This is a genomic window from Xenorhabdus sp. PR6a (genome assembly GCF_028599065.1).
Taxonomy (GTDB): domain Bacteria; phylum Pseudomonadota; class Gammaproteobacteria; order Enterobacterales; family Enterobacteriaceae; genus Xenorhabdus; species Xenorhabdus doucetiae.
The window spans coordinates 18026-37923 of the sequence record NZ_JAQRFJ010000024.1 but is presented as its reverse complement, the minus strand read 5'-3'; the positions used below and the strand labels follow the sequence as shown (position 1 = coordinate 37923).

The 19898-nt window shown below is 45.9% G+C and carries 13 protein-coding genes; 1 reads left to right on the top strand and 12 read right to left on the bottom strand.

The window, feature by feature from the left end:
- Positions 1–55 precede the first annotated feature (55 nt).
- Genes PSI15_RS08635 through PSI15_RS08625 form a run of 3 tightly spaced genes read right to left on the bottom strand, consistent with a single transcriptional unit; the run spans position 56 to position 6771 of the window.
- Positions 56–385: a hypothetical protein gene (locus PSI15_RS08635; protein ID WP_273583178.1), complete on the bottom strand. Its 330-nt coding sequence runs from the start codon at positions 383–385 to the stop codon at positions 56–58.
- A 3-nt stretch (positions 386–388) separates the two neighbouring features.
- Positions 389–5032, bottom strand: coding sequence for a DUF637 domain-containing protein (locus PSI15_RS08630; protein WP_273583177.1), 4644 nt, complete (start codon positions 5030–5032; stop codon positions 389–391).
- Positions 5033–5085: 53 nt separating this feature from the next.
- Entirely contained in the window at positions 5086–6771 is a 1686-nt protein-coding gene (locus PSI15_RS08625; protein WP_273583176.1) for a ShlB/FhaC/HecB family hemolysin secretion/activation protein, read from the bottom strand.
- 425 nt (positions 6772–7196) lie between these two features.
- On the opposite strand from PSI15_RS08625, the gene PSI15_RS08620 reads away from it, so the two are divergent.
- Positions 7197–10454, top strand: a complete 3258-nt coding sequence (locus tag PSI15_RS08620) for an Ig-like domain-containing protein (RefSeq protein ID WP_273583175.1) — start codon at positions 7197–7199, stop codon at positions 10452–10454.
- Positions 10455–10542: 88 nt separating this feature from the next.
- Here PSI15_RS08620 and PSI15_RS08615 read toward each other — a convergent pair whose 3' ends face one another.
- From PSI15_RS08615 to tssF, 9 genes are all read right to left on the bottom strand, one after another.
- Positions 10543–11181 (bottom strand): GAD-like domain-containing protein, encoded by a 639-nt coding sequence (locus tag PSI15_RS08615; protein WP_273583174.1) that lies wholly within the window; start codon positions 11179–11181, stop codon positions 10543–10545.
- Positions 11182–11274: 93 nt separating this feature from the next.
- Positions 11275–11910: a GAD-like domain-containing protein gene (locus tag PSI15_RS08610; protein ID WP_273583173.1), complete on the bottom strand. Its 636-nt coding sequence runs from the start codon at positions 11908–11910 to the stop codon at positions 11275–11277.
- Positions 11911–12007: 97 nt separating this feature from the next.
- Complete coding sequence (locus PSI15_RS08605; RefSeq protein ID WP_273583172.1) at positions 12008–12643, bottom strand: GAD-like domain-containing protein; 636 nt, start codon at positions 12641–12643, stop codon at positions 12008–12010.
- Positions 12644–12743: 100 nt separating this feature from the next.
- The gene (locus tag PSI15_RS08600; RefSeq protein ID WP_273583171.1) at positions 12744–13379 is read right to left on the bottom strand and encodes a GAD-like domain-containing protein; all 636 of its coding nucleotides are present in this window, start codon (positions 13377–13379) and stop codon (positions 12744–12746) included.
- Entirely contained in the window at positions 13369–14652 is a 1284-nt protein-coding gene (locus PSI15_RS08595; RefSeq protein WP_273583170.1) for a polymorphic toxin type 15 domain-containing protein, read from the bottom strand. The genes PSI15_RS08600 and PSI15_RS08595 overlap by 11 nt, the downstream gene beginning before the upstream one ends.
- A 10-nt stretch (positions 14653–14662) precedes the next feature.
- Positions 14663–15037, bottom strand: coding sequence for a DUF4150 domain-containing protein (locus PSI15_RS08590; RefSeq protein WP_273583169.1), 375 nt, complete (start codon positions 15035–15037; stop codon positions 14663–14665).
- A complete protein-coding gene (locus tag PSI15_RS08585) occupies positions 15012–16193 on the bottom strand; it encodes a DUF2169 family type VI secretion system accessory protein (RefSeq protein WP_273583192.1) in 1182 nt (393 codons plus the stop codon). The genes PSI15_RS08590 and PSI15_RS08585 overlap by 26 nt, the downstream gene beginning before the upstream one ends.
- 56 nt (positions 16194–16249) lie before the next feature.
- The gene (gene tssI / locus PSI15_RS08580; protein ID WP_273583168.1) at positions 16250–18091 is read right to left on the bottom strand and encodes a type VI secretion system tip protein TssI/VgrG; all 1842 of its coding nucleotides are present in this window, start codon (positions 18089–18091) and stop codon (positions 16250–16252) included.
- 36 nt (positions 18092–18127) lie between these two features.
- A complete protein-coding gene (gene tssF, locus PSI15_RS08575; protein WP_273583167.1) occupies positions 18128–19885 on the bottom strand; it encodes a type VI secretion system baseplate subunit TssF in 1758 nt (585 codons plus the stop codon).
- Positions 19886–19898 lie beyond the last annotated feature (13 nt).

The window sequence follows — 19898 nt, the reverse complement described above, 5'->3', positions numbered from 1 at the left end:
AGATATTAATGTTAAAAAAAAGTTCCCAGCCTTTATAGCTGGGAACTTTTTTAGGTTAGTCTTCGTACTTGAATTCCATATTAAGCTTCATTTTTTCTACATCAAGAGTAATTGTACATCCGTGCCAAAATGGAGTTTCTTGAGATTGTATATTGTTAATAAAAAAGCTTCTAAGCTCTTCTAGTAGGTCTGTCAGGTCGCTCACTGCTCGACTATCGGGATCAAACCAGTCTAATTTCTCACTTTTATCTATATAATCAAACTCATATGAACAACCATCTCTTTCTGGAAAAAGATCAGCCCGGACAATGATTTTTTTGGCATCTATTGGTCCGGCATCTACCAATAACTGTCCGATTTTCTGATATAATTCTTGATCACCCATTGCTTATTTTCCGCCTGCAGAATTATTAAAGTTAACGATCACTGGCCTTGCTCCATCAATAGAATATTTAACATTAAATTTATCTGGGCGTACACTGTTGCTGTTGTAAATAGGTTCAATTTTAACATTAACTTGCTTACCTTCCTTCAAAGCACTAGCCCAAGTATTTTCCATTTGTTTCCAAGCACCTTTATTCAGGTTTCCATCCATTGGCACAAGATTCAATTTTTCACCAGGCCCATTAAAGATACTGGCGATTAAGTGACCGCCTTCATCACCTGCGTCACCAGTCTTACCTGCTTTGCTTTGCTGGTAAGTGTTTCTATCATTCCTAGACAAAAGCAGAGTTGCTTCTACTTGACTAGTGCGGCTCGATGAATCTGTATGGTATGTATAATTTCCATCCACATGATAAATCGTATTGGGTTGAGGTTTGTTTAATTCCTTGTTCCAATTGCCTTTTGTACCTGAGTTTGTCTTTACAACAATCACCGTTGGTGAAGGGTCTGACTGAGCTACTTGCTGATTATGGGCTGAATTAGTACCTTTTCCTTTAACTGAAAACTTTGTTTCGTTGCCTACCAGTATCTCAGCACCGTTAAAGACATATTCCAGTATTTCACCTTTTGTACTGATATAATCATCGATAACGGCATTGTCCTTAGCCGTTTCTGTTTTCACAAACTCAATGACATCACTATCATAATAAAGTGCGCTGATATCTTGAAGTTCCCCTATCGCTTCATTGGCGAGTTCGCGATGTGCAGCACCACAAATAGTTGGACTGTTCTTACAAGAGGTTTTGACTATATCCCGCTCTTCAGCCAGGCGCTTACGCATTTTCTCAAAGACAGGAGCTGTATCTTCGCCTTTTTCTTTTGCTGCCTTGACTTCTCTATCCAGCTTATACAGATCATATTTTAGGAAGTTATGCTCAAGAACTATTTCACCAGCATTTGCTCCGCTGTTAACACCCTGCGCACTGTTTGCGGCAAATGCACCGGCAATGCCGCCAATGATTTTGCCGCCTGCCAGAATTTGGGCGGGATCATTAAATGTTTTAGCCAGTGTTACAGATGCAAGCCTGGCTGCGAATGCGCCAGCTGCTGCAGCTTTTGCATCTCCCCCACCAATGTGTGCGGCAATCGCCGATACTGCTGCATGACTGATAGCTTTTTCAGAAAAACCTAATGCAGTTCCATTGCTTCCTATAAAATCTGCGCCTTCTATATTGACCTGATTACCCACATTGGCAAGTAATGCCATAGTGAAATTGTCTTTAAAGCTGCCCCCGTTAATGACAGTATTCAAACTGGAGCTGATAACCGATTGCCCTGCAACACGTTGAGCAACTTTGCTCCATTCAAGGTTTCTTAATAAAGGTACGTTAGTTGCACCATTAGCCGCTTTTTCCACACCTAAAAAGTTGTCAAATCCGGCTAAGGCACCACCAATCGCCATGGAAGTAATGGTGGATTTTACCGTATCACTGTTGCCCATATCCTTGAGGGTTTTGGACAGGTTTCCTTCATTATTGATAAGGCTAACCGCTGCTTTAGAAGCCAAAGAGGCGATACCCGCAGAAACTGCACCATATGTGGTGGTACTTACTGTTGCTGCTGTTGCGGCACTGGCTCCGGCTGCGGTAGCGGCACTGCTGGCTGCACCTGCGGCGCCATTAGCGGCGGCTACAGTTAACCCTGCTCCTGCCGTGACCACAGCAACAGCGATAGCAATAACAGCTGAAGCAACCGGATTTAAATACTGGCTCTTATAATCCCAACTTTCATACGCATCCTTAACGGCATTCCAGTGTACATCTTGCCGTTGAGCTAATCCTGTTAGCCAAGCCGTTTCAGAAGTGTTACCAAGGTTTGCCAGTACATTTTGCAAAGATTGGCCGTTCTGAGTTTTTATATCAGCACTGATCCCATTTGCGGCATCAATCGTTAACTTCCCGCCAATATGAACAGAAGGGAGTACCCATGTTTCTGCTGCATGGCCACTATCTCTGTTTTTAATGAAGAATCCTTTAGATTTGCTGATGATGTGATCGAAAGAAACGTCTTTAACCGATTTAAAATTTATTTTCCCATGTGTACTCGTCAACTTAACATTATTATTGGTTTCGATCTTACTGGCTTCATAAGTACTGTCGTCATGGCTGAGGATATTAATATCACCGTCAGCAATGAATTCTGTGGCTTTATTTGTCACACTGTGGTGAGTACGGTTAGTGGTTTTTTTCTTGCCATACCAGTTACGCTTTGTTTCACTGGTTTCATAATGACTGACGTCTTCCATTGCCTGGGCATAGAGGTAACCACCTTGAGCGGAGATATTCATAGCACCTTTAGCAATTAACTTGGTAGCCTGAAATAATAAGCTACCATTGGTCATTATGGTTAAATTACCACCGCTGTTTAAGGTGCTTCCTTTATGGGTAATATCTATTCTTCCTCCGTAGCTAAAATCATTTACCACTGACTTAAGAAATATATCGGCGCTAGAGATAATAGAAAAATCATTTTTGGATACAAAGTCGGAGCCTGTCAGATAGATATTTCCAGTCCGATTAATTAATGAGAAGTTATCACCTTTAAATTTACTATTCTTGAAATTTATTCCATTAACTGCTGTCAGAGATAGATCTTTTTCTGATGAAATATCGGCCTTATTAGTAGAGATGATATTATCTGAAATAATATTTAGGTCAGTTTCTGAATTTATTTTATCTGAAATGTTGATGTATTTACCGTGTAAAAAGATATTGTTAGCCAATATGGCGTTTGATTCTTTGGGAGCCAAATAGTCATAATTAGCTACATTTTTTTGGATTTCAACATCGTTAGAAAAATCAATAACAAGATTTTCTTTTGCAGCTATCGTATTAGCTAATAATTTATCTTTTATGTATTGTTCTAAAGATATATTATCTTGTGTCGCACTATTCCAATCATACCATTCTATATTTTTATCATAAAAACCGATGCCTTTTGATTGGTAGCGATAAAGATCAGAGACGATTATAGGTGAATTATAGATTAAATAAGTTTCAGTAGATGAGCTGGGAAGCTCTGGGATAAATGAATAACCCGCTGAATGGTAAGTGATATTTCTAATATTTCTAAAATTTTTACCAGTCAAAAACATATTCTTTTGACTATTGATTTGACTATTTATATTCCATAGATTATCGCTATTTATATAGATATTTTTTCCGGCTGTAATAGAGCTTGGATGGAAGTTTTCTAAAACTTCCACATCACTGATTAAGCGTTTTATTTCATCATTGATTAATTCAATATAACCTTCATCATCCATCACTCCTTTACTCTTATATTCTTCCAGAGTAAATTCATATTCTTCCCGAAGGAGGTCTGGTTTTGATTGGTCAATCGAATCTTTAGTTATATCTCCATTTTTTGAAGTGAAATAAAGGTTGCGTATATTATATAAATCATTAGCCCTAATGATTAAATCACCATTATTGGTCTTTATTGTGCCGGATCTATTTTGAATGAGATTACTCTTATCTCCTTGTACATTTTTCTGAAGCCACATGTTGTTGTTCGCTTGCAGGAGTGCTTTGTTGCCTATATTAATGATAGTATCACTAAACACCCGCATATCCTGACCGGCAGTCACACCACTTTCATTGGTTACTTTATTACCTGTCAGAGCAATATTTCGTCCGGCCTGAATATAAGGCGTATATTGTTTGGCATGCTCAATATTAATTTCCTTAGCACTGACGTTTAAATCTGTTTTAGCTGTAATATTACCAAGTTCAACTTTTCCATTAGCACTTAGCGTAATATCATCTCGTGTACTGGTTACATTTTTCAGATTAACCCCAACACCGTCCTCCGTTGCAATCAGGCGGATTTTATTGGCATACATACCGCCCAGTGCTTTGGTATCGACAGCTAATTGTGGCCGATTACCTTCTCCGGTAATGGCTTTTGCCGTGCCATCTTTGAACGAAATCTGGTTAGCACCCTGAGTCAGTGCAAGATTCTTGGCCTGAATTTTTCCGTTCAGCTCAGTGGCCCGGCTGATAATATCGACATAATCGGTTGACTGACCATTTAATCCTTTACCACCAATGGTAATTTGGCCTTTTGTCACTTTCAGGGCTTCCAGTGCCCCCTGAGTGTCAAATTGCGGTTTGCCGGTCGTCAGTACGGCACCGGAGGTATTAATAAATCCGCATCCATCACAGATAATGCCATTAGGGTTGGCTATCATGACGTTGGCTTTCTGGCCCGCAATTTCCAGTTGCCCCAATAATTCAGAACGGTTGCTCCCGGTAACTTCATTGATAATAAGTTGGGCTGCCTTTCCATGCAGATTGGCGTTGGCGCTGATTTGACCTGCCAGTTGAGAATTAACCGCCTGGGTGGCGTTATTTAATACCGCTCCCTGAGTGCCGGTATTAAACTCTTTATACGTATTGTGAGATATTCCCGCATTATTGGGCGCAGCAATATTCACCACCGGCACATTGCCATTGTTGTGTACCTGTGTTTGCGGATTGTCAGGGGTAATACCACCTGCCACTGCTGAGTTCAGCGGATAGATACCTGTCAGGTAAATCAAAAAATAACAGGTTCCCCTTGCCACAGGGCTGTTAAATTTATCCATGTTTTGTCCTTTTATTAAATTTAAATTAAGTCCAATTTGTAGGTATGGTTTTATTAAAAATGGAGTGACGCAGACCAATAAACAATCCAGTGGTCTGGTTTGAGATGATCGGGATAAACCAGTGGTTTTCCTATGGTGACTGCCTGATTTATCCGGTTGTTATTGAGTGATATTCCCAGTGATGTTCCCGTGACATTTCCTCCTTCGGTTTGTCTTTTTTTATTGTTTTCCAGCCAGCCTGTATCCAGTGCACTATTTAAAGTAAGTTCACCTAATAAAGGGAGGCTGGCTAATTTCCAGTTCAGTTCATTGCGCCAATATCCGCCATTGTTTCCTATGAGATTCTGTTCCTTAAATCCCCTGACAGAATATTGTCCGCCTAATGAAAGGCGTTCACTGGCATAAAGTTTATCCGGCGTAAACTGCCCATACAGGGAAGTCAGGTAATAGATATCTTCTGTAACAGGAATAAAATAACTGCTGCTCAGGCTGAACTTACGAAACTGACTTCTGGGCGCATTGCGGTCGCCGGAGTCATCTTTAGTCGCTCCCCAGAGCGTTAAACCGTGGCTGAGCGTTGGGTTGAACGTAAGATAACCTCCTGCCAGCACGGTACTGTAGTTAGCACCCAGGCTGGCAACATTTAACGTCGGACTACTGACGGATAATTTTACCCCGGCTGCTACATTGGAGGTCTGGCGGCGGGCGATCCCCATATTCAGCCCCAGTTTTTGTTTACCGTCACGGTATAACGTCCGGTTGACTTTTAGCTGATGGGTTTGTCCTTCGCTTTCATGATGATAGCCGCTTGTTCCCGTCATAGGGATCATTTGAAACGAGCGGTTTCGGGCATACTGGTAATCGAATGACCAGTAGCCATAAGGAACTGTCACCCCCGACGTTACGTTCCAGCTCTGGTGATTATGGCGAAAGTCACTGTTACGGTTGACTGATATTGACCACAGGTCAGCAAGGTGCAGTGGGTTATCCAGCCCTAAAGTGACATTAATTTGTTCTGCTCCGGTATTTTTCTGCCCACTGTTATCCATGCCCAGACTGGCATTGACCGGCAATCGGGAAGTAACCCGTTTTAAAATAATGTCAGAATAACCAGACTGTTTAGCCGGCTGGATATCAATGGTTATCTGCTGGGAAGGCAGGCGGTTTAACTGTTCCATGCCTTGCTCAATATCCCGCAAATTAAGGATTTTTCCTGTCATATTGGGAAAAGCCATTTTCAGGGCAAGGGGCGTCTCACCGTCAAGCAGGATTGTGCCGACCTTTCCTTCCGTCACCGTCATGGTCAGGATACCGGTGGATAAATCCTGCTCTTTTAACCCTGCAAGTGAAGTGACATAACCTTTTTCTATGTAGGTGTTGGATACCTTACGTACCAATTCATTAATTTTACCGGCAGTCAGGCAATGGGATAAATAAGGTTTGGATAATGCCTGTTGCGCAGATGTTGAAAGGCTTTCTGCGCCTTCAAGGTGAATTTTGTGGACAGTGTGGCAAGTTGATTCGTCATCATTCGATATTGATGGATCAGATGGTGATAACGTCATGTTATTACGTATCGCATGGCGTTGTTGTTGTGCCTGCTCTAATAACTCTTTTTGTTGCTGGGTAATTGTTTCCTGATCAGCAGGACTGATAAAAGATGATGCGTTCGTTTTTCCTGAAATGGTCAGTAAAACAAGTATTGACAGCTTTACAACGGTGGTGGGGATTCTTTCCATAGAATAAAACTGCATAAATTGCACTAATAAAAATTATAAGAATTATTCATTTTAGAATTAATGGTAATGAAAATCAATATCAATCTCATCACCATTACTGGTTATATTTGAGAGATAACTCAATTCTTCAAATTTGTTTGCTCAGATAATTAATTTAATAGTGATTTTTGTATATGATTTTGAAATAAATGAATTTTGTTGATATCGGTTATGTTGGAACAGCAAAATACTATAGCGCTATTATCGAAAAAATCTGGGCAATATTGGGATTGATATGTTTAATCTATGCTGGGTGTTCTGCTCATCAATAGATGAAAATTATTTGCTTTTTTTACCTAATTTTCACTCTTGGAAAAAGAATTAAACACAGTATTTAAACGGTCTTATCGGCATGTTACCGATTTCATCATAATGAAAAGGGTGACATGGTCGTGTTTCAGAAAATTCAGTTTCCTCCGTTCAGCAACGCTAATCGGCTAATTATCGGCTTATTGAGCCTGTCGCTCAGTTTCCCCGGTCAGGCCAAGCCCGTACATCAACATGAAGACAATAATGAGAGCCATAAACTGGCTGAAATCACATCACAATGGGGGCAACTGACCCGCTCACACTCGCCCGGTGAAGCCGCGAAGACACTGGCTGCTCAGCAGCTATCATCAGCAGTGACATCAACACTGACACCGTGGTTTAACCAATACGGCAATGCCCGCTTCACCTTACCTTTTGACCGCCATTTTTCGTTAAAAGGTATTTCATTTGACTGGTTGTTACCCTGGTATAGCGCTGCTTCGGGCACAGCATTCAGCCAGTTCGGGGTAAAAACCGATCACGGACAGACGACAACCTCGGTGGGTTTCGGTTATCGCTATCTGACCGATAACGGGTTATGGGGTGCTAATGCGTTCTGGGATGCACTGTGGCCGGAGCAGCATCACCGTTACGGCATCGGGTTAGAAGCCTGGCATGATAATGCCAGACTGTCCGCCAACCTTTACCAGCGTTTATCTCACTGGAAAACCTCCCGGCTGACGGATTTCGATGCGCGACCTGCCAATGGCTGGGATATTCATGCCGAAGCTCACTTACCTGTGTTTCCACACTGGGGCGGGCAGTTGCAGTTTGAACAGTATTACGGGCAGCAGGTGGCGTTATTCGGTGAGTCAGAACGCCAGAAAAATCCCTATAGCGTCACGGCCGGGCTGACGTATACGCCCGTGCCTCTGGTGACGCTGGGCGCGGATTTTCGGCAGGGTAAACAGGGTGTCAGAGAAAACCGTTTCACCCTGGGCATGAATTATCGATTGGGTGTTCCGTTTAGCCAACAGCTTGACCCGAACGAAGTCGCACCGCTGCGCAGCCTGAAAGCCAGTCAGTTTGATTTTGTCAACCGGCGCAATGATATGGTATTGGATTATCAGCAGCAGACGCTGATAACACTGGCCTTTCCAGCCTCCCTCAATGGATATGCAGGAAAAGCAATGACTTTTGTACCCGTTATCCACGCCAAATATCCGATTGTACGTTTAGAACTGGATACGGGGGAATTACAGCAGGCAGGCGGCAAAATGCTTGACCAGCAGCCGGATAAAGTCACCTTGCTGTTGCCAAAAACCACAGAAAAACCGGTCCGGTTTTCCGGGGTTGCTGTTGACAGCCGGGGCAATCGCTCCAACCGGGCAGAAGTGATGATGATCAGTTTGCCGACTGAAAAGCAGTTACAGGTGACAACAAATAAACTTAAGGCACAGGCGGAGGGTGATGACAGTGTGATCTATACCGTGGTGGTGACCGATCAGGAGGGGGCACCAATTCCCAATCAACTGGTGAGCTGGTCAAGTGACAAAGGAAGATTGTCACACACCACACAGAAAACGGATGCGCAGGGACAGGCATCTGTGTCGCTGCGCAGCCGTCAGCAGGGTCTGCATACGGTACGTGTTGCCGTGGATAAGGACATGGCGATTGCGCCTGCGGTCTACTTTGATACCGTGTTGATACCGGAAATCACCGTGGATAAACACAGCCTCAAAGCTGACGGAAAAGCGGTGGCAACGCTGACCGTAACCGTCAAAAACGCAGCCGGTGAACCTGTGCCCAATCAGGCTGTTGGCTGGCAGACTCCTCTCGGTCAGTTTTCATCATTTGCATTAACAACCGATGCAAACGGGCAAGCTACTGCTTATTTAACCAGCCTGACAGCAGGAACAACCGCAGTCACGGTAGCGGCAGGCAGCAGAACCGTGGTTTCTTCACCCATTACCTTTACTGCATCGTTAACTCACACCCTTCAGTCAGATAAGCAAACTGCCATTGCGGATGGTCAGGACAGTGTCCTGTATACCGTCACCGTGCGTGATGCGGCAAACCAGCCTGTTGCCAACGCCGAAGTGCAATGGTCAGTGGATAACGGGCAATGGCTGGACAGGCAGGATCAGACAAACAGTAAAGGTGAAGCCACCGCCCGATTAGTCAGCCGAACCGCAGGAACAGCAACGGTTAACGTGTCTGTGGCAGAAAAAAACCTCGATGCTTCTGTGGTGACGTTTAAGCGTTTGCTGAAACCCACGATCACGGTTGATAAGGTTCGGGCGAAAGGTGATGGTCAGGATACGATTGTGTTGACAGCCAGTGTGAAAGATTCACTGGGGATTCCGGTGGAAAATCAAGCGGTGATTTGGCAAACCGATCACGGTGTGTTGTCCTCAGAGCGGACACAATCGAACCATCAGGGGCAGACGCAGGTCCGGCTGACCAGTACATTTGCGGGGCCGCATCAGGTCCGGGTGCAGGTTGGCGATACTCAGGCCGCGGCCCCGGTTGTGACGTTTGATGAAGTGTTGTTATCAACCCTGCGGATCAATAAAACCCGTGCAGTTGCAGATGGCGAAGATCGTGTCATTTTTACGGTGACAATCACCGATATTGATGGTCAGGGCGTGCCGGATAAAGCGGTTGTCTGGTCTGGCGATATGGGTGAGATGATTGCAGCGGAAGAGTGGACAGACAGTCAGGGAAATGCAACCGCCACCGTTGTCAGTCATCAGGCAGGATGGGTTTCGGTCACGGCCAAAATTGGTGATCAGCCGATTGTGTCGCCGGTGGCGGAATTTATCCCCCCGTTACGTATCGTGGATACTGTTGCTGTTGACCGTCAGGGCGGCAATGCCAACCAAAAATCCTTTGGCATCCGTGGGCCTTCGGTATTCTGGCGGGGCGCGAAATTTCGCATTATCACCGCCGGTAATACAGGCCGGGTAAACTGGCAGAGTGATTCTCCGGCGGTCACGGTATCGGGGGATACGGTGGTGGTGCAGCAACGCCCCGATGGCGTAAGACTGACGGGCACCGATGAGACAGGGCAACAGGTGGTACTGACCTTAAGGAGTGATACCTGGTTTGCGCGTTCAGGGCTGACAAAAGCGTTTTATTTTAAGGCAGGGCAGATTTGCCAATCACTCGGCAGCCAGATTGCTTCTAAATATGCTTTTGAACGGCTTTATGCGCAGTGGGGTAACTTTTACCGTTACGAGGGCTGGGCACGGGAGTTTTATGTGACATCAACGGATTATCTGGCAGGCAGTTCAGGTTCAACCGACGGGCTGACAAAATGGACATTCTGGGCAGAAACGGATCGGTGGATGCGAAATGCCTGGGCCAGTACCGGGTTTGCGTGTGGGCAGTAGCCGCATTGGACAGGGTGCCCCGTTATCAGTGAAGTCAGTGGCTGTTTATACAGCCACTTTAATCAATAAGTATCAGTTATATAAAAAATCAAATTTCCATAATATCTGGATCAGAAAATTGTCGTAAGATATCAAGGTGGATATGCATATCTAATTTTCTGACATTTTCAAGTTTGATCTCGCCGCCTAAAATGATGGCGGGTTCAAAACCAAATATTTCGTTTTCGCCTAATGGACCATATTTTTCTACTGCTTTGGCAAAAATACCTGTTTTTGTACCGCCTTTTAAATCAAAATCATCAGGTGATTTTATTCCAAAGAAAGAAGATATTTCTTGGTCTAACTTTTTCCTTTCTTTCGTGTATGATCGTTTTTTAGAATAATTAATAGAATTAAAAATACAAGATATTGTTAAATTAATTCCTGTTTTTTCACCGCAAAGATAAAGTTTACCAAAACCACTTCTGGCAATGACATGGTAAGAATCCATGGATTCGAATGGGGTATCTTCCAGCCACATATCGACAATGTCTTCATAATCATCTGGGTTTACTATACTAAATAACCCATCTTTGTAGCTGTTCCAGCCTTCATGTTTCCAATAATATAATAATTGGCCAGGAAGTTTTCCCAGCCATTTTTCTATAGCTTCGGCAGGCACTGTTCTGTGCTGGGTAGCTTCTCCCATATCTTCAATAAAAAGTTCAAACTCTTCATCACGCATCATTTTTCCCCTTACCCCGACATAAATTTAATCTAAGTAAAGTCAGTGGCTATTTATACAGCCACTTTAATCAATAAGTATCAGTTATATAAAAAATCAAATTTCCATAATATCTGGATCAGAAAATTGTCGTAAGATATCAAGGTGGATATGCATATCTAATTTTCTGACATTTTCAAGTTTGATCTCGCCGCCTAAAATGATGGCGGGTTCAAAACCAAATATTTCGTTTTCGCCTAATGGACCATATTTTTCTACTGCTTTGGTAAAAATACCTGTTTTTGAGCCACCTTTTAGATCTAGAGTCTTGGCAGACTTGCTTGCGAAAAAACTGGAAATATCAAGGTCCAATGTTTTTCTGTCTTTTTTATAAATGTCATTTTTATCACTTGTTATTTTATTGAATATACAAGATATAGATAAGTTTATTCCGGTTTCTTCTCCACAAAGGAACATTTTACCAAAACCACTTCTGGCAATAACATGGTAAGAATCTATTGACTCAAATGGGGTATCTTCTAACCACATATCGACAATATCTTCATAGTCGTCGGGATTGACAATGCTAAACAGCCCATTTTGATAACTATTCCAGCCTTCATGTTTCCAATAATATAATAATTGACCAGGAACTTTACCCAACCATTTATCCATAGATTCAGATGGTACAGGCCTATGCTGGGTTGCTTCTCCCAAGTCATCAATGAAGCATTCAAAAAATTCGTCACGCATTACTTTTTCCCCTTACCCTGACATAAATTCAATCTAAGTAAAGTCAGTGGCTGTTTATACAGCCACTTTAATCAATAAGTATCAGTTATATAAAAAATCAAATTTCCATAATATCTGGATCAGAAAATTGTCGTAAGATATCAAGGTGGATATGCATATCTAATTTTCTGACATTTTCAAGTTTGATCTCGCCGCCTAAAATGATGGCGGGTTCAAAACCAAATATTTCGTTTTCGTCTAATGGACCATATTTTTCTACTGCTTTGGTAAAAATACCTGTTTTTGAGCCACCTTTTAGATCTAGAGTCTTGGCAGACTTGCTTGCGAAAAAACTGGAAATATCAAGGTCCAATGTTTTTCTGTCTTTTTTATAAATGTCATTTTTATCACTTGTTATTTTATTGAATATACAAGATATCGATAAGTTTATTCCGGTTTCTTCTCCACAAAGGAACATTTTACCAAAACCACTTCTGGCAATAACATGGTAAGAATCTATTGACTCAAATGGGGTATCTTCTAACCACATATCGACAATATCTTCATAATCATCGGGATTTACTATACTGAATAATCCATCTTGATAGCTGTTCCAGCCTTCATGTTTCCAGTAATACAACAACTGTCCTGGAAGCTTTCCCAGCCACTTATCTATTGCCTCGGCAGGAACAGCTCTATGCTGTGTTGCTTCTCCCAAATCTTGAATAAAACATTTAAAAAAATCATCACGCATTACTTTTTCCCCATGCCTCGGCACAATTCTAACATAAGAAAATAAGTGGCTATTTATACAGCCACTTTGATGAACAGATAAATATCAGGGAAATATAAGATCAAATTTCCTGAATATCTGGATCGGCGAATTGACGCAAAATATCGAGGTGGATGTGCATATCTAATTTCCTGACATTTTCAAGTTTGATTTCGCCACCTAAAATAATAGCGGGTTCAAAACCAAATATTTCGTGCTCACCTAATGGACCATATTTTTCGACAGCACGAGAAAAAATACCTGTTTTTCCTCCGCCTTTAAGGTCATTTGATTCTGGAGTTTCACTTGAGAAAAAACCTGCAATGTCGAGGTTAAATTGGTTATGATCTTTATGATTAAAATTATCTTTTTCATGTCTGATAGTATTAAAAATGCATGATATTGACAAATTTGTTCCAGTTTTTTCTCCACAGAGGTAAAGCTTGCCAAAACCACTTCTAGCAATAACATGATAGGCATCCATTGATTCGAATGGCGTATTTTCCAGCCACATATCAACAATGTCTTCATAATCATCGGGATTTACTATGCTAAATAATCCATCTTTATAGCTGTTCCAGCCTTCATGTTTCCAATAATACAATAATTGACCTGGAAGTTTTCCCAGCCATTTATCTACGGCTTCAGCAGGAACTTCCTTGTGTTGAGTGGCTTCTCCCATCTTTTTGATAAAATATTCAAAATATTTATCCCGCATTATTTTTCCCCTTACCTCGGCATAATTCTAATTTAACGTTCATTTTAGCGTCACCTAACCCACTGTCAACGGCCTCTTTTGCTGCATTATCAAGCGATTTTATGCGTTCTCCATTCCAACTACCACCGATAGCACTGTTAATGCCTTTATCGCCCATTTTCTTAGGTGCATATTGCCCAAAACCTCCAGCCACCATATCAGGTTCATGTAAAGCAGCTAACCCTTTGATGGCTTCTTTAGCTTTCTTCTCTGCTATTATGTCGGCTTCTTCCGGACCTACTCCTTTTAAAACTAATTTCTTAGATATACTCTTTCTGATGTCAGATTCAGTATCTATCCTAAAATCTTCCTGAGCTTTTTTAGCCAAACTATTCCGTTTATTTTTCTTATATGAATCTCGCGCAATTTTAAAATCCTCAGGGGACATATTATTAATGGCATCCTGCTGCCTGCGCAGTTGTGCGGAATATTCTTTCAGGAATGCCTGACGTTCTTTCTCTGTTTTTAATCGCTTATAGCGTTTGCTGTTATAAGGATTAAAACACGGAACTTTAGTTAGTTTAGCCCCCTTAACTTTCCCGCCTTTTTTTTCTGGCTCGTTAGGCTTGCCTGCGCTCTCCTTCGGTTTTTCAACCTTATTCACTGTTTTTTTCTTTCCCTCTTTGGCGGTCACTTTTTCAATGGCTTTACCTATCTTCTTAACGCCCCCGACTATGCCTTTAACGACACCTTTAACCGCGCCTTTCGGGTTCAGATCAGCCAGTACCGCACCGAGTTCCTGCTCCGGATTGTCTAATGTCACCCTGAGTTCATCAAGATTACCGGTGGCTGCTCTGCCTCTGGCCTCTTCAGCGGCTTCCGATAACACCTTTGCCTGCTCTTTATTGCCGAAAATATCATGCCACCTTGCCGCGTCTTCCATGGCACGTGCCACCTCCAGCTGGGCTGCCGGATATGCAAGTTCCGCGATATCAACCCCAAAATTCCAGGTATCTTTTGCCGCGCCTTTACCCATCTCAGCAGCACTTTTCCCTGCCTCAACAACCACGTTTTTCGCGCTGTCATACGCCTGACTGGCGAAATTTTTTTCGTTCTGGGGGCCGGGCTTGAGTATCGGACTGGCTTCACCGGGCGCTTTCGTGACCTGAGGCGGTTGCCCGACAATTTCACCTATCGTGTTGCCTTCCCCCGTCGGGGCATCATGGCGCGCCTTTTGTTCCAGCAAGGGTTTATCGCTCACCGTGGGCGGTGTTTTTTTGGTTTTTTTTGCCATGTCTGTCTCCTTATACGCCGTTCATCCAGAATTTGTCACCGTGCCGCAGCAGAAGCTTGTTACCTGCCCGGACGCTTTTGGCGTGTTCTTTAGGGTGGCACTTACCCCCCACGGTGCCGCTTTTGATGCCATTGGCGACGCCGGGCTGGTCGCCCAGTGTCTGCGGCACAAAACTTTGTGCGAAGACCACCATGGGTTTGCCGTTTGCCCGCACGGATTTGACCGGCACAGAGCTTTCTGCCAGTTTGGCCACTACCGGATAGGGAATGGGCGGCGTTGATGCACCTATCGGCGTTTTGCACACATCCGGCACAATGCTGACGACCATCCATTGGGTTGCTGTTCGGGCGAAATAGTTATCAGCCATAGTGCAACTCCTTGCCATCGCCTAAATCGACCCTGACCAGGGGCGCATCCGGATTCATCTCAAACCGGGCTTCCATCAACCGGATGGACTCGTCCATTTCAGCGTGGTAACGATAGGTCATGGAAAGTGTGAGCGCTTCGCTGTCGATAATTAAGGTATCCGGATACATCAGGTCAGGTAACATTTCGCCGCTCAGCATTCTCAGCAGGATAAAAGGGCGGTGTCCCGGCAGCTGCACCCGTAGTATGCCCTCACGGGTTAAATGGAACAGGCTGATACGGATATTGTTATCCGGGTGGTCAATTTGCTGGTCTTCCGGCGCGTTATTCCAGTAGCTAAAATCAAAATCGTCAGGGAGATAAGGGTGGCGTTCTTTCAGCCAGGTCTCATCATAGGTGCCGGCTTTTGTGCGGCGGGGCAGCCAGGGGCGGCCAATCATACCGAAACCTGCAGGCTGGCAACCAGGTTCGGTGATGGTGTTCGGCGGCTCTGAATTGCGGGCAAAATGCGCCACGGTGACAGAGGCATCAGGGCGTTCAATACGCGGTGCGGGATAGCGGGAAAGGGTTTTCGCTTTGGCATACCACGGCGCGACAAATCCCGTGCCAATCGGGTTGTACTCGAAAGTGGCATGGGCTATGGGGGGCGTCTCTTTTTCCGGATGCTGTGCCCGTTGCTCAGCGGACAGCCTGAATTCATCAGCCACGGCAGCGGCCGCCTCATCGTCTTCATAGACCCTGCATTGCCCGCCAAAGGCGTACTGGTAGTCTATCGGTAATTCCGTGAATTTGTGCGGCGGTGTCAACTGCCATTCGTCCTCAGACGTGCGTTGAAACTCACGTTCTCCCCACACCAGTAAGGTTTTATCGATAAGCGGCTGCCAGTCCGCTGTCGTGACGAGTAACCGGACGGGCACTCTTTCAGCCGGAATGCCACCCGGTGCATAGGCCATACCGTTGACAATCACATCACATTTGGGCTTTAGCGGCGCCAGATCACTTTCCTGCCGGACGGAGGACTGGTTGAGTTCACCGCTGAATTCATCCTGCAATGCCAACTCTCCAAACGGCTCGGTTAATACGGCCTGATAATACGGCCCGTCGCCGAGAGGCTGGAGTTGATAGACGATTTTCATCGCGACAACATGATATTCTTCGTCTTCGGTATCGAGCATCTTGTAGTGCATAACCGAAAACGGGGTCAGATTTTTAAATTCCATCTCAGGGCTCCTTAGTTCAGGTCAATGTCCTGTGCGCTGATTTGAATGGCATCACTGGCCTGGAACAGGAAGTTATTCCCCTGGATCGTGACATTACCCAGCTTGTCCATGCGCAGAACGCTACTGCCACAGCGCAGCTCAATCACCGTGCCCGCAGTAATGGATAAGGATTCACCGACGTCAAGCGTATCCGTGAGGCCAATGGTTTCTTCCCGGTGCTCATACACATCAATGGTCTGGTTTTTCTCAACGGTTTCAGAGTGGTTAGCCAGCACGTGGGTATCGCGATTGTTGAGCACTTTGGTGTTCATGTCCTTCTGGGCATGGATAAACACTTCTTCACTGCCTTTCGCATCCTCAAACCGCAGCTCATTAAATCCCTTGCCTTTATGGGTTTTGGTCTTGAAGGTCGTGCGGGTTTTCTGGGCAGGTAAATCCAGCGGCGGGCGGTTCAGGCCGTTGTAGACACAGCCGGTGACAATCGGGCGGTCAATATCACCGTTGAGGTAAGAGATAATGACTTCCTGCCCGATGCGCGGTATCGCCATAAAGCCAAAGCCGTTGCCGTTCCAGCCCTGTGCTACCCGCACCCAGCAGGACGCGCCATCATCTGCCTTGTCGTAACGGTTCCAGTGGAAGTGCACTTTGATGGCACCATCTTTATTGACGAAGATTTCTTCTCCTTCCGGCCCGACCACTGTCGCCGTTTCATCGCCATCGGCCAGTGGCTTGTAATGGAACGGTGGACGCCAGTCGGCAAGTCCGTCAATAAAGCTGAACTGGTTGGTCAGTGTGGTGCCGTCACCACTGTTATCGCCCAGTGCCTGCGGGCAGCGGCCGTGATGGCTGATACCGACAATCTGCCAGCGGGCATTGAGCGGGGCATGCGGGTGACTGACGATTTCGAAGATTTTTCCCGGCATCAGTTTGATGCAGTTACTGCCGCCGCTGCCGGTCTTTTTCTGGTTATCCAGCGCTTCATGGCGGTATTTGAGAAACGGTTTGGCGGCGGCGTCTTTCTGGAAACGCCCGTAGCTTTCAAATACGGTATACGGCGTTTGGCTGCCAAAATCGCGGAAACCTTCACTGCTGGTCATATGGGAGAGGTGATAACGCGGATTGTCGTAGTTAAAGTCTTTGTGGAGGCTGCGTTGCGGACTCATCCCGACCCCCAGCCGTACCTGATAAATCGTATCCAGCCCGTGGGCGGTTTCCGGTTGCGGGCTGTATTGCAGCGGTAGGCCGGCGGTCATCCCCAGATGGCTGTCGCTGAAAAACGCTGTTTCATCCTCAAACCAGAAGCTGATACCTTCTTCGGCTGCCAGCCGGCTGAAAAACGCATAATCCGATTCGCGTTTCTGGGTCACGTATTCTCGATCCTGATGGGGATCGTAGAGTTTCGAATCGGCCCGTACCCGGTGTTTTTTCAGCAAATCATTTAAAATGGCGGGCACATTTTGTTGATGGAAAATCCGGCTCTCCTGATTGAGCGTCAACCGCCAGAGGGCAGGGCGCACGGTCAGGGTATAAAACGTTTTATTGCCGTCGGTACCCGCCCAGTCCGCATGGGAGATAATGCCGGTAATTTTGCGTTGCAGCGTTGTGCCATTAAACACCTGCAACACCGCCTCCTGCATCAGCAAGGCGGTCAAATCCAGCTCATCTAAGGGCTTGAACGGATTCAGGGTATGGGTTTTGACCAGTGTCAGGTTCAGGGTAAACAGCGCCGATAACCCTTCCTGCAAGGAAAACTCCCCTACGCTGAACGTGTTTTCGGGCAGTCCCGCGACCTGAAAAGTAAACCGTAACCCACTTTTGGCGGCGGGCAGCCTGTCGGTGATATTCTTCATCATGGTTGGTTTTACTCCTTATTGTGATGGCCGGATGGCTTACATCTCCCGGCGTGTTCCATAGACTTCCCAGAATTCCCACCTTGCCTTGCGGTTGTCCGGCGTATAGACATCCAGCTTGACGAAGGTGGACTGGCTGATAAAACACGCCATGGCTTCATTGATTAACCGGCAGAAGCGGTACATTTCCCCCGGATTGCGGTAACAATCGGGGTTGAGCGTGAGTTTCACCCAATGCCCGCGAACCGGGCGGCCGTATTTCAGGCGATCAGTCAGGCGCTCTTCCACATGGACAATGCCGTCAATGTGCCGGCGGAGATGGCGGCTCAATGGGCGGTTGAGATCGGCGTAAGGGTCAAACAGACGGAGAAAATGTTTCAGGCTGTCGGGGGTAAATAACAACACCGGCGGGCTGGCGAGGCAGGAGAGCAGCGGCCAGCCGGCATTGCCCTGTAACAGGGGCGGGTAATCGGTGGAAACCGGAATGATATTGTGTACGCTGAGATGAGCCGGGGAGCCTTCCTGTGTGACGGTAATTTCGCCGGGTTTTACTGTCATGGCCTGCGTGTGGTAGCCCAGAAAATCGCCGACGACGGTCAGGGCGGGCAAGTGTTCAGCCGGTTTGCCGGCCAGATCAAAAAAATGCAGCCGGTACGTGAGCCTGCCCAGCAAATCACGCTCACTCTGGAACAGGTAGTAGAACGTATCAGGCTCCCCCTCTTCCGCCAGCCAGGGGGCTGACGGCGTAAACTGGTCGATGGGCAGATAGCGGTAAGGTGCCCCACGTGGCTGCCCTTCATCGGGTTGCTGAACTACCTGAATATCGCGCAGCCGGAACAACTGAACGGATTCACCCAGGGGCAGGGGATAACGATGATTCTCCTCACTCAACGGCAGGGGGAGGCTGGTCAGGGTTTCCAGATGAATGGCCGGCACGCAGCCCAGCATAAAGGCATCGTCGACATTATCCAGCGGCAGTTCGCCTGCAAAGCGAAAGACCAGCTCAAAGGTGCCGTCAGGATTTAACGGGACTTCACGGCAACTGCCGCTGATATCGACGGTCATAAAGTTATACAACTGGGGCAGCGCCTCATATTCCATCAGCAATTGCAGGCCGGTATAGGTGCGATTTTCCGTCGGCAGGATGGGATTATCGAACAGGTTATGCCAGCCATAAGGGAAACTGCGCAGTTTTCGTTGTTCTTCCTGCGTTCTCAGGCTCATCTCACAGATATGATCATCCAGCCACAGGCTGAGCTGGGCAGCACGTTCGGTGTCTGTACCAAGGAAAAAAGTAAGTGGCCCGCTTTGCCAGACGGGGGATGAGGTGCCTGTCTGGCACAGTGTCAGAATGATCTCGCTGTGGGTGCCGGTTTTCTTCACTGCCCGGTCCCGTACAACCAGGGGTTCGATATGCAAAGGCCGGCAGGTTTTAAAGGCCAGTAACTGTCCATTAACCTCGGCAGAAACTGGTGTGCCGGCCGGGATATCCACGGTGCCCTGATGCTCCCCGCCGGTGGGATAAAACTGCATGATGGTTGTGGGCGGGATGGGACTCAGGGCTAACGGCCAGATGCGGGACAGGATACCGTGGGTAATTTCGGGGAAATCATCCTCCAACTTATCCCGTAAGTTGGAAATCAGCAGTGCAAACGCTTCGAAGAGACGTTCAATATCGGGGTCACGGGGTGTATCCAGAAAATCCGCCAGATGAGGCGACGTTAGCGCCACCTGTCGCGCCAGTTCCCGCAGGTAGGCCAGTTCTTGCAGGTACAGCGATTCCTTGTTGTTTTTCATTTATATTTCTCTA

Excerpts from the sequence above, each read along its gene's own strand:
- tssI (WP_273583168.1), bottom strand. The coding sequence starts at position 18,091 with ATGATGAAGAATATCACCGACAGGCTGCCCGCCGCCAAAAGTGGGTTA.
- PSI15_RS08635 (WP_273583178.1), bottom strand. The coding sequence starts at position 385 with ATGGGTGATCAAGAATTATATCAGAAAATCGGACAGTTATTGGTAGAT.
- PSI15_RS08590 (WP_273583169.1), bottom strand. The coding sequence starts at position 15,037 with ATGGCAAGGAGTTGCACTATGGCTGATAACTATTTCGCCCGAACAGCA.
- PSI15_RS08630 (WP_273583177.1), bottom strand. The coding sequence starts at position 5,032 with ATGGATAAATTTAACAGCCCTGTGGCAAGGGGAACCTGTTATTTTTTG.
- PSI15_RS08595 (WP_273583170.1), bottom strand. The coding sequence starts at position 14,652 with ATGGCAAAAAAAACCAAAAAAACACCGCCCACGGTGAGCGATAAACCC.
- PSI15_RS08610 (WP_273583173.1), bottom strand. The coding sequence starts at position 11,910 with ATGCGTGACGAATTTTTTGAATGCTTCATTGATGACTTGGGAGAAGCA.
- PSI15_RS08620 (WP_273583175.1), top strand. The coding sequence starts at position 7,197 with ATGGTCGTGTTTCAGAAAATTCAGTTTCCTCCGTTCAGCAACGCTAAT.
- PSI15_RS08585 (WP_273583192.1), bottom strand. The coding sequence starts at position 16,193 with ATGCTCGATACCGAAGACGAAGAATATCATGTTGTCGCGATGAAAATC.
- PSI15_RS08615 (WP_273583174.1), bottom strand. The coding sequence starts at position 11,181 with ATGATGCGTGATGAAGAGTTTGAACTTTTTATTGAAGATATGGGAGAA.
- PSI15_RS08605 (WP_273583172.1), bottom strand. The coding sequence starts at position 12,643 with ATGCGTGATGATTTTTTTAAATGTTTTATTCAAGATTTGGGAGAAGCA.
- PSI15_RS08600 (WP_273583171.1), bottom strand. The coding sequence starts at position 13,379 with ATGCGGGATAAATATTTTGAATATTTTATCAAAAAGATGGGAGAAGCC.
- tssF (WP_273583167.1), bottom strand. The coding sequence starts at position 19,885 with ATGAAAAACAACAAGGAATCGCTGTACCTGCAAGAACTGGCCTACCTG.
- PSI15_RS08625 (WP_273583176.1), bottom strand. The coding sequence starts at position 6,771 with ATGGAAAGAATCCCCACCACCGTTGTAAAGCTGTCAATACTTGTTTTA.